The sequence below is a fragment of the Pararhodobacter sp. SW119 genome (assembly GCF_017811755.1).
GTDB lineage: Bacteria > Pseudomonadota > Alphaproteobacteria > Rhodobacterales > Rhodobacteraceae > Pararhodobacter.
The window spans coordinates 92,553-104,504 of record NZ_JADDJF010000002.1 but is presented as its reverse complement, the minus strand read 5'-3'; the positions used below and the strand labels follow the sequence as shown (position 1 = coordinate 104,504).

The following is an 11,952-nucleotide window of genomic DNA, read 5'->3' as shown; positions in this document are numbered from 1 at the left end:
ATCGGCAAAATGAGCAAGATCGATGAAATCGATATCCGTATCCTCGATGTGCTGCAGCGCGACGCGAACCTGTCGCAGCGCGAACTGGCCGAGCGCGTGGGCCTGTCGCAGAACGCCTGCTGGCGGCGGCTGCAGCGGCTTCAGGGGGCTGGGTACGTGCAGGGGACGCGCACGCTCGTGGACCTGTCGGCGCTGGGGCTGGACCTGACGGTCTTCGTGATGATCCGCACGCGCAACCATTCGCGTGACTGGGCCGAGCGCTTTGCCCGCCACGTCGCCAGCCTGCCCGAGGCGATCGACTGCCACCGGATCGGCGGCGACTGGGACTACATGCTGAAGGTCGCGACGCGCGGGATGGCGGGCTATGACCGCTTCTACCAGCGCCTGATCACCGGGTTCGAGTTTGACACCGTGACCGGCCTCTTCTCGATGGAGGCGATCCTGGAGAACCGCGCGGTGGACCTGCAGAGGCTGGTCTGAGCCGGGGGGTGCGGGCCGGCGTGCGCTGGCGCACAAGGCTTCACGACATTGATCTATAATGGAAAAGGTTCCGGCGTTAACCGCGAGGAAAGCTTTGCTCGGCGGGGTGCGGTCCTTCCCCAACGCAAGACGCGCCCCGGAGGGGGGGCGCGTTGATGGCCGTTGGCGGTCTGGAGCACTCAGCGCAGGCCGCGTTTCCAGTCGCTGATCCGGGCGCGGACGACCAGCGCCAGACCCGCCAGCGCCACGGCCAGCAGCACCCAGCGCGCGGTATCGAGCTGCGCGAGCCAGGGCAGCGCCACCTGCGCCTCCTCCGCCAGGTCGGCCGCGCCGCCGGCCATTACCGCCACGCCCGCCGCGCCCGCGCCGGCCAGCGTCCGGCTGCCCGCCAGGGTCGGGCGCGGCGGCGGGGCCTCGGGCGCGAAGGCGGTGGCGCGTTTCGGGAAGCGATCGCCCCAGGCCGCGGCCTCGGACGCGGGGCGGGCGTCGATATGGACGAACCCCTGCCGCGGATAGGTCCCGATTCCGTGGAAGCCCACAGCGCGCGCCTGCGCCACGAAGGCCTCGGGGTCGTGGTTGTCCATGCGGATGTCGAAGGCGATGCCGTCGAGGTGGCGGGACCGCGCCGCGCCGCCGACGCGGGCGTTGTGTCGCGGGCTGCGATAGGCCGAGGTGACGATCAGCGGCTTGCCCAGACGGTTGCGCAGCGATTGCAGCATGTCCAGCGCGCGCGGGTCGATCACCAGTTCCCCGGTGCCGCGGCAGGCCAGTTCCTCGGGGGTGAAGTTGGGCCAGCGCCAGGTGGTCACCGGAACGTCGCTTGCATGCGCATAGGCGCGGGGGGATTGGGTCATGATCATCCTCGTGTCATCGGTTTTGGCGCAGGATGCCCGGACCCGGTTGCCCGCGGGTTTCCCCTCCGTACGTTGCCCCGCGCGGCCCGCGCCGCGATCAGGCGGCTAGGCAGGCGCGCCGCCACCAGCTAGACATCGTTGCGCAGGGCGAGGGGACAGGCGATGACAGCGGCGGAAAGCATCTTTCTGGGTGGCGGCGGCGACGGATATGGCGTGCCGCAGGAGGTGCTTCTGCGCATGGCCAATCGCCACGGGTTGGTCGCCGGCGCCACCGGCACCGGCAAGACCGTCACCATGCAGGTCCTGGCCGAGGGGTTTTCGGCCGCCGGCGTGCCGGTCTTCCTGTCGGACGTGAAGGGCGATCTGGGCGGCATGGCGCTGCCCGGCCGGGGCGAGGGCAAGCTGCACGAGGCGTTCGTGAAGCGCGCCGCGACCATCGGTCTGGACGAGATCGGCTATCGCGGCTGCCCGGTGACCTTCTGGGATCTTTTCGGGACCGAGGGGCACCCGGTGCGCACCACCGTGGCCGAGATGGGGCCGCTGATGCTGGCCCGCGTGCTGGAACTGACCGAGGCGCAGGAAGGGGTGCTGAACATCGCCTTCCGCATCGCCGACGAGGAGGGGCTGCCGCTGCTGGACCTGAAGGATCTGCAGTCGATGCTGGTCTTCCTGGGCGAGAACGCGCGCGAGCTGACGCTGCGCTACGGCAATGTGTCGGCGGCGTCGATCGGGGCGATCCAGCGGCGGCTGCTGGTGCTGGAAGGGCAGGGCGCGGCCCATTTCCTGGGCGAGCCGGCGCTGGAGATCGCGGACCTGATGGCGGTGGATGCCGACGGGCGCGGGCGCGTGAAAATCCTGCAGGCGGCGAAGCTGATGCAGACGCCGCGGCTTTACGCGACCTTCCTGCTGTGGCTGCTGTCGCAACTCTTCGAGGAACTGCCCGAGGTCGGCAACCCCGAGAAGCCGAAGCTGGTCTTCTTCTTCGACGAGGCGCATCTGCTGTTCTCCGGTGCGCCCCGCGCCCTGGTCGAGAAGGTCGAGCGCGTCGCGCGGCTGATCCGGTCGAAGGGCGTGGGCGTCTGGTTCGTCACCCAGAACCCCGACGACGTGCCCGATGCGATCCTGGCGCAACTGGGCAACCGGGTGCAGCACGCGCTGCGCGCCTTCACCGCGCGCGACCAGCAGGCGCTTCGGCGGGCGGCGCAGACCTACCGCGCCAATCCGCGCTTCGACGTCGAAACCGCCATCCGCGAGGTCGGCACCGGCGAGGCGGTGACCTCGCTTCTGGATGGCAAGGGCGTGCCGGGCGTGGTCGAGCGCACGCTGATCCGGCCGCCGGCCTCGTTGATCGGGCCGGTCGAGCCGGGGGTGCGGGCGCAGCTGATCGCGGCCTCGCCCTTCGTGGGCAAGTACGACACGGTGATCGACAGCGATTCCGCGCATGAACGCCTCGCCCGCCGCGCCGAAGAGGCCGCGAAGTCCGCCGAGGCCGCGCTGGCGCAGGCCGAGACCGAGAAGGCGCGCGAATTCGCCCATGCAAGGCGCTACGAGCCCGCCACCGCGCCCGCGCGCGGCCGCGAAACCCCGGTCGAGGCTTTTGCCAAGTCCTTCGCCCGCCAGCTTGGGTCGCGGTCCGGGCAGGCGGTGATGCGGGGCGTGCTGGGCGGGTTGTTCCGCGGGCGCTGAGCGGCGCGGCCATCGAGGTGCGTGACCTGACGTATTCCTGCACCGCTGCAGGGGTCCATCCCGGCCCTTCGCGAGTGTGAATTGCGGGGGGCGGAAAAACGGCTATGTTGCGCCCGATTCGTCCAGGACCCGACCCATGCGCGCGCCACTTCTTCTTGCCCTGCCGGCACTTGCCCTGCTTGCCGCCTGCGCCGACCGGCGCGGCGACTGCGTCGAGGACGCGCTGGAGGACGTGCGCATCGTCGAGGAACTGATCGTCGAGACCGAGCGCAACATCGCGCGCGGTTTCGCCACCCAGGCCGAACCGACCGTGCGCACCGGCGTCAGCCTCTGCCTGACGCCCGCGAACCCGCTGGGCATCTGCACCCGGACCGAGACCGAGGTGCGCGACCGGCCCGTCGCCATTGACGTGCTGGCGGAACGGCGCAAGTTGCGCCAGTTGCAGGCCCGCGAGGCCGAGTTGCGCGAACGCGCGCGGCTGGAGATCGCCGCCTGCGAGGCGCGCTTTCCCGGCTGAGCGCCCTTCACCCCGTCCGCGCCTTCGGTTAGCGTCGCGCCGAAACATTCAGCGGAGGTGAGGAAATGGTGAAGACCGTGGTGATCCAGGCGCATGGCGGCCCCGAGGTGCTGGAGATCGAGGATCGTCCGGTGGGCGAGCCGGGCAAGGGCGAGATCCGCATCCGGCACGAAGCCTGCGGGTTGAACTTCATCGACGTCTACCAGCGCGACGGGCTCTATCCGATGACCCTGCCGCATGCCCTGGGCATGGAGGCCGCCGGCGTGGTCGAGGCCGTGGGCGAGGGGGTGAGCCACCTCAAGCCTGGCGACCGCGCGGCCTATGCCGCCCAGCCGCCGGGGTCCTACGCGCAGGCGCGCGTGATGCCCGCCGCCCAGGTCTGCCCGCTGCCCGAGGGGATCGCCTTCGAGACCGGCGCGGCGATGATGCTGAAGGGCCTGACGGTCGAGTACCTGTTCCACCGCACGGTGCCGCTGAAGGCGGGCGACACGGTGCTTTTCCACGCGGCGGCGGGCGGCGTCGGGCTGATCGCCTGCCAATGGGCGCGGTCCGAGGGGATCCGGCTGATCGGGACCGCCGGGTCGGCCGAGAAATGCGCGCTGGCGAAGGAACATGGCGCCGAGGAATGCATCAACTACCGCGACGCCGACTGGCCGAAGACGGTGCGCGACCTCACCGACGGGCGCGGCGTCGACGTGGTGATGGATTCGGTGGGTGCGGCGACCTTCGCGGGCTCGATCGACTGCCTGCGGCCGGTGGGCATGCTGATCTCCTTCGGCAATGCCTCGGGCAAGGTGCCGCCGGTGGAGCCGGGGCTTTTGGCATCCAAGGGCTCGCTGCAGTTCACCCGGCCGACGCTCTTCACGCATATCGCCGAGCACGCCCGCTGCCAGGAGATGGCGCGCCACCTCTTCGACAAGGTGCTGTCGGGCGCGGTGAAGATCCGCATCGACCAGCGCTTCCCGCTCGATCAGGTGGCCGAGGCGCACCGGACGCTGGAGGCGCGCAAGACCACCGGCTCGACCATCCTGCAGCCCTGAGCGCGAAGGGCCGGAAAACGCGAAAGGCCCGGGCGCGATGCCCGGGCCTTCCCTTTCCGGTCCCGCCGATCAGCGCGGAACGTAGACGATCGTCCGCTCCTGAGGTTCGACGATGACCGGGACGTGGTTCACATAGGCATAGGTGAACTCGCTGTCGGGCACCGGCGTCAGGGTGATGGCCTCGGGCAGGCTGGCGCCGACCACGACCTCGCCCTCCAGCCAGACCGGATCCAGCGGGTTTTCGCGCACATAGGTGATCTCGCGCGTCGTCGGCTCGGCCAGCGCGCCGGCGCCCAGGCCGGCGGCAGCGCCGATCAGCGCGCCCGGCGGGCCGGCGATGATCGCGCCGGCGATGGCGCCAAGCGCGCCGCCGGCAGTGGTCGTGGCGCCGGTTTCCTGGCGGTCGATGATGCGGATGGTCTGGCGCGCGGCGGGCGCGGCGATCGGCGTCGGCTCGGCCTCGATCTCGGTGTTCAGATAGGCGCCATAGGCCCAGCCCTCGACCCCGTCGCGGGTGACCTGGCACCAGTCCGAGGTATCGAGGCAACCGCCGACGGTCACCGTTCCACCTTCGGGAATGACCGAAATGACCTCGTGCACCGGGCCGGGGCCCGACCGCAGGTTCAGATCGGTGGTCGCCGTCGCGCTGGTTTCGGCAAGGGCGGTCGTCGCAAGCAGGATCCCTGCGAGCGAGCCGCCAAGAATTTTCCTGGCAGTCATGTCACTTTTCCTTCTTTCGGCTTGTGCCGGGTGATCCGGCATTCATGCCCGAAGAAACCCGTTGCCGCGGTTCGGGTTCCCGCGAAACGGCGGGACCCGGCGGAACATCGCGCACGGCGGCTCAGCGCCCGGGTACGGTCGGCAGGGGGGCGGCGTCGGTAGCGTCGGGCAGGGGGCGGGCCGGCGCGTTGCGCACGGTCGGAGAGGCGGTGGCCGGCGCGGGCCAGAGCGCGTGGATCAACCGCACCAGCCGCGCCGCATCGGCGTGGCGCGTGCCCGCCCGATCGGGGGCAAGGCCGCGCAGGCGCAGGTCGTCAGGGGGCGGGCGGCAGGCTGGGGCGGTGACCAGTTCCAGCCGCCCCTCCAGCGTCTCGACCAGCGCGGTGTGATGGGCGCCGGCCTCGCGCGCGCCGGTCCAGGACCCGCAGTTGGCCAGCATCACGCCGCCCGCGTCGCTCAGCCCCGGGACATGGCTGTGGCCGCAGACGATCCCGTCCACGCCGTCGCGCGCCGCGCGCCGCACCGCGCTGGCCGAAAACCGGGCAAGCAGCGACTGGCCGTTCTGCGCGATCGCCTTGCCCAGCGACCAGCGCCGCGGCCGCCCGCCGCGCCGCGTCAGCGCCCGGCGTGGCCGGACCAGCGCCTTCTCGCCCAGCCAGGACCAGGCGCGGTCGGCCAGCCGCGAGGCGCCGCGCACCAGCAGCCCGTCGAACTGGTCGCCATGCATCACCAGATAGCGCCGCCCGTCGCGGGCGCGGTGGATGATCCGCTCCTCGATCCGGATGCCGAAACGGCGCAGCAGGATCGGGCGGAACAGGATCGCCAGCACGTCGCGCAGGCGTTCGTCGTGGTTGCCGGTCAGCAGGGTGATCCGGACGCGACGGCGGCGCAACTCGATCAGCAGATCGACGAAATCGCTGTAGTCGCGGTTCCAGTACCAGCGCTTTTCCAGCTTCCAGCCGTCCAGCACGTCGCCCACCAGATAGAGGTGCCGGAAGTCGTGCGCGCACAGGAAGCGGTTCAGCGCCGCGATATCGGCGCCCCGGTAGCCCATGTGCAGGTCTGAAACGAAGACGCTGCGCACGCGGCGCGGGGCGGCCGGCGTCACCGCGTCATCTCCGCCGCGTGGGCGCGGAAGGCGCGCGCCACCTCGTCCCAGGAATACTGCGCGCGGACATGCGCGTGCCGCTGCGCCGGCGTGCCGGGCGCGATCAGCGCGCGGGCGACGGCGCGGCCCAGATCGGCGTCGATCACCCCCAGGCCGGGTTGCCCGCCCAGGATGTCGCGCGGCCCCGGCGCGTCATGGGCGGCCACCGGCAGGCCCGAGGCCAGCGCCTCGATCAGCACGATGCCGAAGGTTTCGGTGCGCGACGGAAAGACGAAGACATCCGCCGCGCGATAGGCCTCGGCCAGGGCGGGGCCGGTCAGGGTGCCGCGAAAGTCGACCGCGGGGTGGCGGCGGGCCAGCGTGGCGCGCAGCGGGCCGTCGCCGACGACCACCTTGCGCGCGGCGACCGGCAGTTCCAGGAATTCCTCGATATTCTTTTCGGGGGCGACGCGCCCGACATAAAGCAGCACCGGGCGGGCAGCGGGCGGGCGGTCGGGGCCGGGATGGAACAGCGACAGGTCGACGCCGCGCGACAGCCGGACCAGCCGGTTGCGAAACCCCCAGTCGCGCAGCATCTCGGCGACCGAGGGGGCGGCGACATGGATCAGCTGCGCCGGCGCATGAAACCGGCGCAAGGCGGCGATGGTCTGCGCCGTGACGGCGGCGCGGACGGGACGGGGGACGCGCAGGGCGGCATAGGCCGGAAAGTTGGTGTGGAAGGCTGTGGAAAAGGGCGTGCCGGTCGCAAGGCACCAGCGCCGCGCCGCCCAGCCCAGCGGCCCCTCGACCGCGATATGGATCGCCTCGGGCGCGAAATCCTCGATCATCCGCGCGAGGCGGCGGTAGGGGGCGATGGCCAGCGGGATCTCGGGGTAGAAGGGCAGCGCGACGCGGCGAAAGGCGTCGGGGCCGATCACCCGTACCGCGCAGCCCTCGGCCGCGAGGACGCGCGCGATGTTCTCGTAGGTGCGCACGACCCCGTTGACCTGCGGGTGCCAGGCGTCGCTGACGATCAGCAGGCGCCGGGGCAGGGGCGTGGCGGTGGGATCCGAAGCGCGAGGCGGCGTCGCCTGCGCGTCGGGGAGGGCGGGGAGGCCGGCGGGTTCCGGGGTCATGGGTCCCTCGTCGCTGCACGCCGCTTCAGCCGGGCGCCGTGGCGAGAGGTTGGACCACGCGTGTAACATCGGCATGTCAGTCGCGGCCCGCAGCGCGATGGGGCCTTCCGGCACTGCGCGCGCTTGTCAACACGCAACGGCTGGCGCTATCGTCGCGCCTCGCCTTCAGGGAGGAACTGGAAACATGAAGAAAATAGCGACACTCGCCTGCGCAGCCCTTCTCGCCGCCGGCCCCGCGCTGGCCCAGGACTGGCCGACGCGCACCGTCACCGTGGTCGTCGGCTTTGGCGCCGGCTCCACCCCCGACCTGCTGGCGCGGCTGATCGCCGACGGGCTGCAGGAGAAGCTTGGCCAGCCCTTCGTCGTCGACAACCGCCCCGGCGCCGGCGGCAACATCGGCCTCGACGCCGTCGCCAAGGCCGAGCCGGACGGCTACACGCTGGGCGTCACCATCCCCGGACCGCTGATCGTGAACCCGATGCGGATGGAGCTGATGTACGACCCCGAGGAAGACATCCGCCCGGTCACCATGCTGGGCACGCAACCCAGCGTGCTGGCGGTCAATGCCGAGCTGGGTGTCGACACGCTGGACGAACTGCTGGACCTGCTGCGCGCCGATCCCGGCGGCTACAACTATGCCTCGATCGGCGTCGGCTCGATCTCGCAACTGGCGATGGAGATGGTGGCGCTGGCCTCGGGGACCGAGATCGAGCACATCCCCTACACCTCGTCGCCCGAGGCGGTGCAGGCGGTGATCGGGGGCGAGGCGCAGATGGCGACGATGCCGCCGCTGGCCGTGCTCAGCCAGGCCGAGGAAGGGACGCTGAAGCTGCTCGCCCAGACCTCGGCCGAGCGCATGCCGATCGTCGCCGACGTGCCCACCTTCGCCGAACTCGGCATCGAGGGCGTGCAGGCCGAGGCGTGGAACGCCCTTGTCACCACCGCCGGCACGCCGGACGCGGTTGTGGACACGCTTTACGCCGCGCTCGCCGAACTCCTCTCGGATCCCGAAATGCAGGAGCGGATCAGCGGGCTGGGCTTTGCCCCGGTGCAGATGACGCCGGCGGAATTCGAGGCGCGCATCGCCGAGGAAACGCCGCGATGGCGCTCGGTGCTGGAGGCCGCCGGGCTGCTGAATGAGTGACGAGGATGCCGGGACGCCGCCCTTACGACGGCGTCTCGCTGCCCCGGGCGTGATCGGCGGCGCACTGTCGCTGCTGGTCGGCCTCTGGGTCATGGGCGAGGCAGGATCCTACGCGCTGGGAACGGCGCGGCGCATGGGGCCGGGATACTTCCCGATGCTGCTGGGCGCCCTGATGGCGATACTCGGCACGGTGCTCGCCGCGACCGCCTTCTGGCGTGGTGAACCCCCGGGCGAGGCCGAGGATCGCGCCGACCCGCGCGCGCTGATCGCGGTTCTGGCCGGGCTCGGTGCGTTCGCCTACCTGCTCCCGCGTGCCGGATTGATCCCGGCGGTCGCGGCGCTGGTGATGATCGCCGCGCAGGGGTCGGGCCAGTTGCGCCCACTGGCGGCACTGGCGCTGGCGGGGGCGCTGGCGGTCCTCTCCTGGGCGATCTTCGGGCTGGGACTGGGCCTGCAACTGCCGGCCTTCGCTGCCCGGCCCTGATGGATCTTTTCGCCAATCTCGCGCTTGGCTTCCACACCGCGGTTTCGCCGGCGGCGCTGTTCTTCTGCTTTCTTGGCGTGACGCTGGGCACGCTGATCGGCGTCCTGCCCGGCATCGGGGCGATGGCCGCCATCGCGATGCTGCTGCCAGTCACCTACCACATCCCGCCGACCGAGGCGCTGATCATGTTGGCGGGCATCTACTACGGCGCGCAATACGGCGGCTCCACCGCCTCGATCCTGCTGCGCCTGCCGGGCACGCCGCAGGCGGCGGTGGTCACGCTGGACGGCTATCCGATGGCCCAGCAGGGCCGCGCGGGCGTGGCGCTGTTCATCACCACGATCGCGTCCTTCGCGGGCTCCGTCCTGGGGGTGCTGCTGCTGGCCGGTTTCGCGCCCCTGCTGGCACGCGCGGCGATGTCCTTTCAGGCGGCGGAGTATTTCGCGCTGATGGTGCTGGGGCTGATGGCGGCGGCGCTGCTGACCCAGGGCTCGCCGGTGCGCGGGCTGATCATGGTGGCGGCGGGGCTGATCCTGGGCACGGTCGGCACCGATCTGCAGACCGGGACCTTTCGCTTCGTCTACGGCATCCCTGAACTGGCCGACGGCATCGGCCTGGTGGCCATGGCGATGGGGCTGTTCGGCGTGTCCGAAGTCATCGCCAATGCCGCCCGCGGCGGCGCCCCCGCGGCCCGCCGCCCGCGCTGGCGCGAGATGATTCCGACCCGCGCGGACTGGCGCGCCGCGATCCCCGCCATGACCCGCGGCGCGGGGATCGGGGCGGGCTTTGGAACGCTGCCGGGAACCGGGTCCTCGATCGCGTCCTTCGTGTCCTATGCAGTGGAAAAGCGCATCGCGCGTGATCCCTCGCGCTTCGGCAAGGGCGCGATCGAGGGCATCTCGGCGCCCGAGGCGGCCAACAACGCCGCCGCGCAGACCGCCTTCATTCCGACCCTGACACTGGGCGTGCCGGGCGATGCGGTGCTGGCGCTGATGCTGGGCGCGCTGATCATCCACGGCATCATCCCCGGTCCGGGGCTGATCGCGCAGCAACCGGCGCTCTTCTGGGGGCTGGTGGCCAGCTTCGTTCTGGGCAACCTGATGCTGCTGGTGCTGAACCTGCCGCTGATCGGGCTCTGGATCTCGATCCTGCGCATCCCCTACCGGCTGCTCTATCCGGCGATCCTGGTCTTCATCTGCATCGGCGTCTTTTCGATCCGGAACTCGGCTTTCGACATCTGGCTGGTGCTGATCTTCGGGGCCATCGGCTACGGCATGCGGCTTCTGCGGTTCGAACCCGCGCCGCTTCTGCTGGGCTTCATCCTCGGCCCGCTCCTGGAGCAGTACCTGCGTCGGGCGATGACCGTGTCGCGCGGCGATCCGATGATCTTTCTCGAACGCCCGATCAGCGCGGCGTTCCTCGGCCTCGCGGCGCTTCTGTTGCTGCACAGCCTCTACACGGCGCTGCGCCGCCGCGGCTGACGCGCCGCGCGCCACTTGAACGCCGGCGGCGTGCGCTATACGCTTGCCCCAATGATCGCCCCAAGGGCGACTTGCCGCAGGGAGGCCCGATGTCCGATACCGAGCCGCTGCGCCTGCATGTTCCCGAACCCGAGGTTCGGCCCGGGGACGCGCCGGATTTCAGCCATGTCCCGATCCCCAAGGCCGGGTCGGTACCACGCCCGCCGGTGGACGTGGACCCGCGCGAGATCCGCGATCTGGCTTATTCCATCATCCGCGTCCTCAACCGTTCGGGCAACGCGGTCGGCCCCTGGGCGGGCCTGCTGAACGAAGACGAGTTGCGCGACGGCCTGCGCCACATGATGACGCTCAGGGCGTTCGACGCCCGCATGCAGAACGCGCAGCGGCAGGGCAAGACCAGCTTCTACATGCAGCACATGGGCGAGGAGGCCGTGGCCTGCGCCTTCCGCCGGGCGATGGAGCCTGGCGACATGAACTTCCCGACCTACCGGCAGGCGGGGCTGCTGATCGCCGGCGACTACCCGATGGTCGAGATGATGAACCAGATCTTCTCGAACGAGGCGGACCCGCTGAAGGGGCGGCAATTGCCGATCATGTATTCCGCCAAGGATCACGGCTTCTTCTCGATCTCCGGCAACCTCGCGACGCAGTTCATCCAGGCGGTGGGCTGGGCGATGGCCTCGGCGATCAGCGGCGACACGCGGATCAGCGCGGGCTGGATCGGGGATGGCTCGACCGCGGAAAGCGATTTCCACGCGGCGCTGGTCTTCGCCTCGACCTACCGCGCGCCGGTGGTTCTGAACATCGTCAACAACCAGTGGGCGATCTCCACCTTTCAGGGCATCGCGCGGGGCGGGTCGGGCACCTTTGCCGCGCGCGGCCACGGCTTCGGCATTCCGTCGCTGCGGGTGGACGGCAACGACTACCTGGCCGTGCACGCGGTGGCGAAATGGGCGGTCGAGCGCGCGCGCCGCAACCTGGGCCCGACACTTATCGAACATGTCACCTACCGGGTCGGCGCGCATTCCACCTCCGACGACCCCTCGGCCTATCGACCAAAGACCGAATCCGACGCCTGGCCGCTGGGCGACCCGGTGATCCGCCTGAAGAACCACCTGATCAAGATCGGCGCCTGGTCGGACGAACGCCACACCCAGGCCGAGGCCGAGATCATGGACGAGGTCGTTGCCGCGCAGCGCGAGGCAGAAAAGCACGGCACGCTGCATTCGGGCGGCAAGCCTTCGACCCGCGACATGTTCGAGGGGGTGTACGCCACCATGCCGCCGCACCTGCGCCGCCAGCGCCAGAAGGCGGGGGTCTGAC

The 11,952-nt window shown here is 70.7% G+C and carries 12 protein-coding genes; 8 read left to right on the top strand and 4 right to left on the bottom strand.

The features are described 5' to 3' along the window. Nucleotides 1-9 precede the first annotated feature (9 nt). Complete coding sequence (locus IM708_RS02300; RefSeq protein WP_209424696.1) at nucleotides 10-480, top strand: Lrp/AsnC family transcriptional regulator; 471 nt, start codon at nucleotides 10-12, stop codon at nucleotides 478-480. A 179-nt stretch (nucleotides 481-659) separates the two neighbouring features. On the opposite strand, the gene IM708_RS02295 is transcribed toward IM708_RS02300, so the two are convergent. After that, nucleotides 660-1,334 carry a D-Ala-D-Ala carboxypeptidase family metallohydrolase gene (locus IM708_RS02295; protein WP_209424695.1) on the bottom strand — a complete coding sequence of 225 codons (675 nt, stop codon included), beginning with the start codon at nucleotides 1,332-1,334 and terminating at the stop codon, nucleotides 660-662. Between the two features lie 162 nt (nucleotides 1,335-1,496). On the opposite strand from IM708_RS02295, the gene IM708_RS02290 reads away from it, so the two are divergent. The 3 genes from IM708_RS02290 (at nucleotide 1,497) to IM708_RS02280 (ending at nucleotide 4,577) form a co-directional block, all read left to right on the top strand. Beyond that, the gene (locus IM708_RS02290; protein ID WP_209424694.1) at nucleotides 1,497-3,020 is read left to right on the top strand and encodes a helicase HerA-like domain-containing protein; all 1,524 of its coding nucleotides are present in this window, start codon (nucleotides 1,497-1,499) and stop codon (nucleotides 3,018-3,020) included. Nucleotides 3,021-3,156: 136 nt separating this feature from the next. Beyond that, on the top strand, nucleotides 3,157-3,537 hold the full coding sequence (locus IM708_RS02285) for a hypothetical protein (RefSeq protein ID WP_209424693.1): 381 nt from the start codon (nucleotides 3,157-3,159) through the stop codon (nucleotides 3,535-3,537). Between the two features lie 65 nt (nucleotides 3,538-3,602). Next, the gene (locus IM708_RS02280) at nucleotides 3,603-4,577 is read left to right on the top strand and encodes a quinone oxidoreductase (protein ID WP_209424692.1); all 975 of its coding nucleotides are present in this window, start codon (nucleotides 3,603-3,605) and stop codon (nucleotides 4,575-4,577) included. A gap of 69 nt (nucleotides 4,578-4,646) precedes the next feature. On the opposite strand, the gene IM708_RS02275 is transcribed toward IM708_RS02280, so the two are convergent. The 3 genes from IM708_RS02275 to IM708_RS02265 all read right to left on the bottom strand — a co-directional run bounded on the left by IM708_RS02275 (nucleotide 4,647) and on the right by IM708_RS02265 (nucleotide 7,520). Beyond that, a complete protein-coding gene (locus IM708_RS02275; protein WP_209424691.1) occupies nucleotides 4,647-5,297 on the bottom strand; it encodes a DUF1236 domain-containing protein in 651 nt (216 codons plus the stop codon). A gap of 121 nt (nucleotides 5,298-5,418) precedes the next feature. Further along, nucleotides 5,419-6,405, bottom strand: coding sequence for a UDP-2,3-diacylglucosamine diphosphatase (locus tag IM708_RS02270; RefSeq protein WP_209424690.1), 987 nt, complete (start codon nucleotides 6,403-6,405; stop codon nucleotides 5,419-5,421). Beyond that, a complete protein-coding gene (locus IM708_RS02265) occupies nucleotides 6,402-7,520 on the bottom strand; it encodes a glycosyltransferase family 1 protein (protein ID WP_209424689.1) in 1,119 nt (372 codons plus the stop codon). The genes IM708_RS02270 and IM708_RS02265 overlap by 4 nt, the downstream gene beginning before the upstream one ends. Before the next feature lie 184 nt (nucleotides 7,521-7,704). Here IM708_RS02265 and IM708_RS02260 point away from each other — a divergent pair, with 184 nt between their 5' ends. The 4 genes from IM708_RS02260 (at nucleotide 7,705) to IM708_RS02245 (ending at nucleotide 11,951) form a co-directional block, all read left to right on the top strand. After that, entirely contained in the window at nucleotides 7,705-8,664 is a 960-nt protein-coding gene (locus tag IM708_RS02260) for a tripartite tricarboxylate transporter substrate binding protein (RefSeq protein ID WP_209424688.1), read from the top strand. Beyond that, nucleotides 8,657-9,148, top strand: coding sequence for a tripartite tricarboxylate transporter TctB family protein (locus tag IM708_RS02255; RefSeq protein WP_209424687.1), 492 nt, complete (start codon nucleotides 8,657-8,659; stop codon nucleotides 9,146-9,148). Before IM708_RS02260 ends, IM708_RS02255 begins: the two co-directional genes overlap by 8 nt. Further along, on the top strand, nucleotides 9,148-10,629 hold the full coding sequence (locus tag IM708_RS02250; protein WP_209424686.1) for a tripartite tricarboxylate transporter permease: 1,482 nt from the start codon (nucleotides 9,148-9,150) through the stop codon (nucleotides 10,627-10,629). The genes IM708_RS02255 and IM708_RS02250 overlap by 1 nt, the downstream gene beginning before the upstream one ends. 89 nt (nucleotides 10,630-10,718) lie before the next feature. Continuing rightward, entirely contained in the window at nucleotides 10,719-11,951 is a 1,233-nt protein-coding gene (locus IM708_RS02245; RefSeq protein ID WP_209424685.1) for a 3-methyl-2-oxobutanoate dehydrogenase (2-methylpropanoyl-transferring) subunit alpha, read from the top strand. The last annotated feature ends 1 nt before the right edge of the window (nucleotide 11,952 follow it).

What these genes read in the sequence shown, in the direction of transcription:
- IM708_RS02300 (WP_209424696.1), top strand. Translation starts at nt 10, where the DNA reads ATGAGCAAGATCGATGAAATCGATATCCGTATCCTCGATGTGCTGCAG.
- IM708_RS02295 (WP_209424695.1), bottom strand. Translation starts at nt 1,334, where the DNA reads ATGACCCAATCCCCCCGCGCCTATGCGCATGCAAGCGACGTTCCGGTG.
- IM708_RS02290 (WP_209424694.1), top strand. Translation starts at nt 1,497, where the DNA reads ATGACAGCGGCGGAAAGCATCTTTCTGGGTGGCGGCGGCGACGGATAT.
- IM708_RS02285 (WP_209424693.1), top strand. Translation starts at nt 3,157, where the DNA reads ATGCGCGCGCCACTTCTTCTTGCCCTGCCGGCACTTGCCCTGCTTGCC.
- IM708_RS02280 (WP_209424692.1), top strand. Translation starts at nt 3,603, where the DNA reads ATGGTGAAGACCGTGGTGATCCAGGCGCATGGCGGCCCCGAGGTGCTG.
- IM708_RS02275 (WP_209424691.1), bottom strand. Translation starts at nt 5,297, where the DNA reads ATGACTGCCAGGAAAATTCTTGGCGGCTCGCTCGCAGGGATCCTGCTT.
- IM708_RS02265 (WP_209424689.1), bottom strand. Translation starts at nt 7,520, where the DNA reads ATGACCCCGGAACCCGCCGGCCTCCCCGCCCTCCCCGACGCGCAGGCG.
- IM708_RS02260 (WP_209424688.1), top strand. Translation starts at nt 7,705, where the DNA reads ATGAAGAAAATAGCGACACTCGCCTGCGCAGCCCTTCTCGCCGCCGGC.
- IM708_RS02255 (WP_209424687.1), top strand. Translation starts at nt 8,657, where the DNA reads ATGAGTGACGAGGATGCCGGGACGCCGCCCTTACGACGGCGTCTCGCT.
- IM708_RS02250 (WP_209424686.1), top strand. Translation starts at nt 9,148, where the DNA reads ATGGATCTTTTCGCCAATCTCGCGCTTGGCTTCCACACCGCGGTTTCG.
- IM708_RS02245 (WP_209424685.1), top strand. Translation starts at nt 10,719, where the DNA reads ATGTCCGATACCGAGCCGCTGCGCCTGCATGTTCCCGAACCCGAGGTT.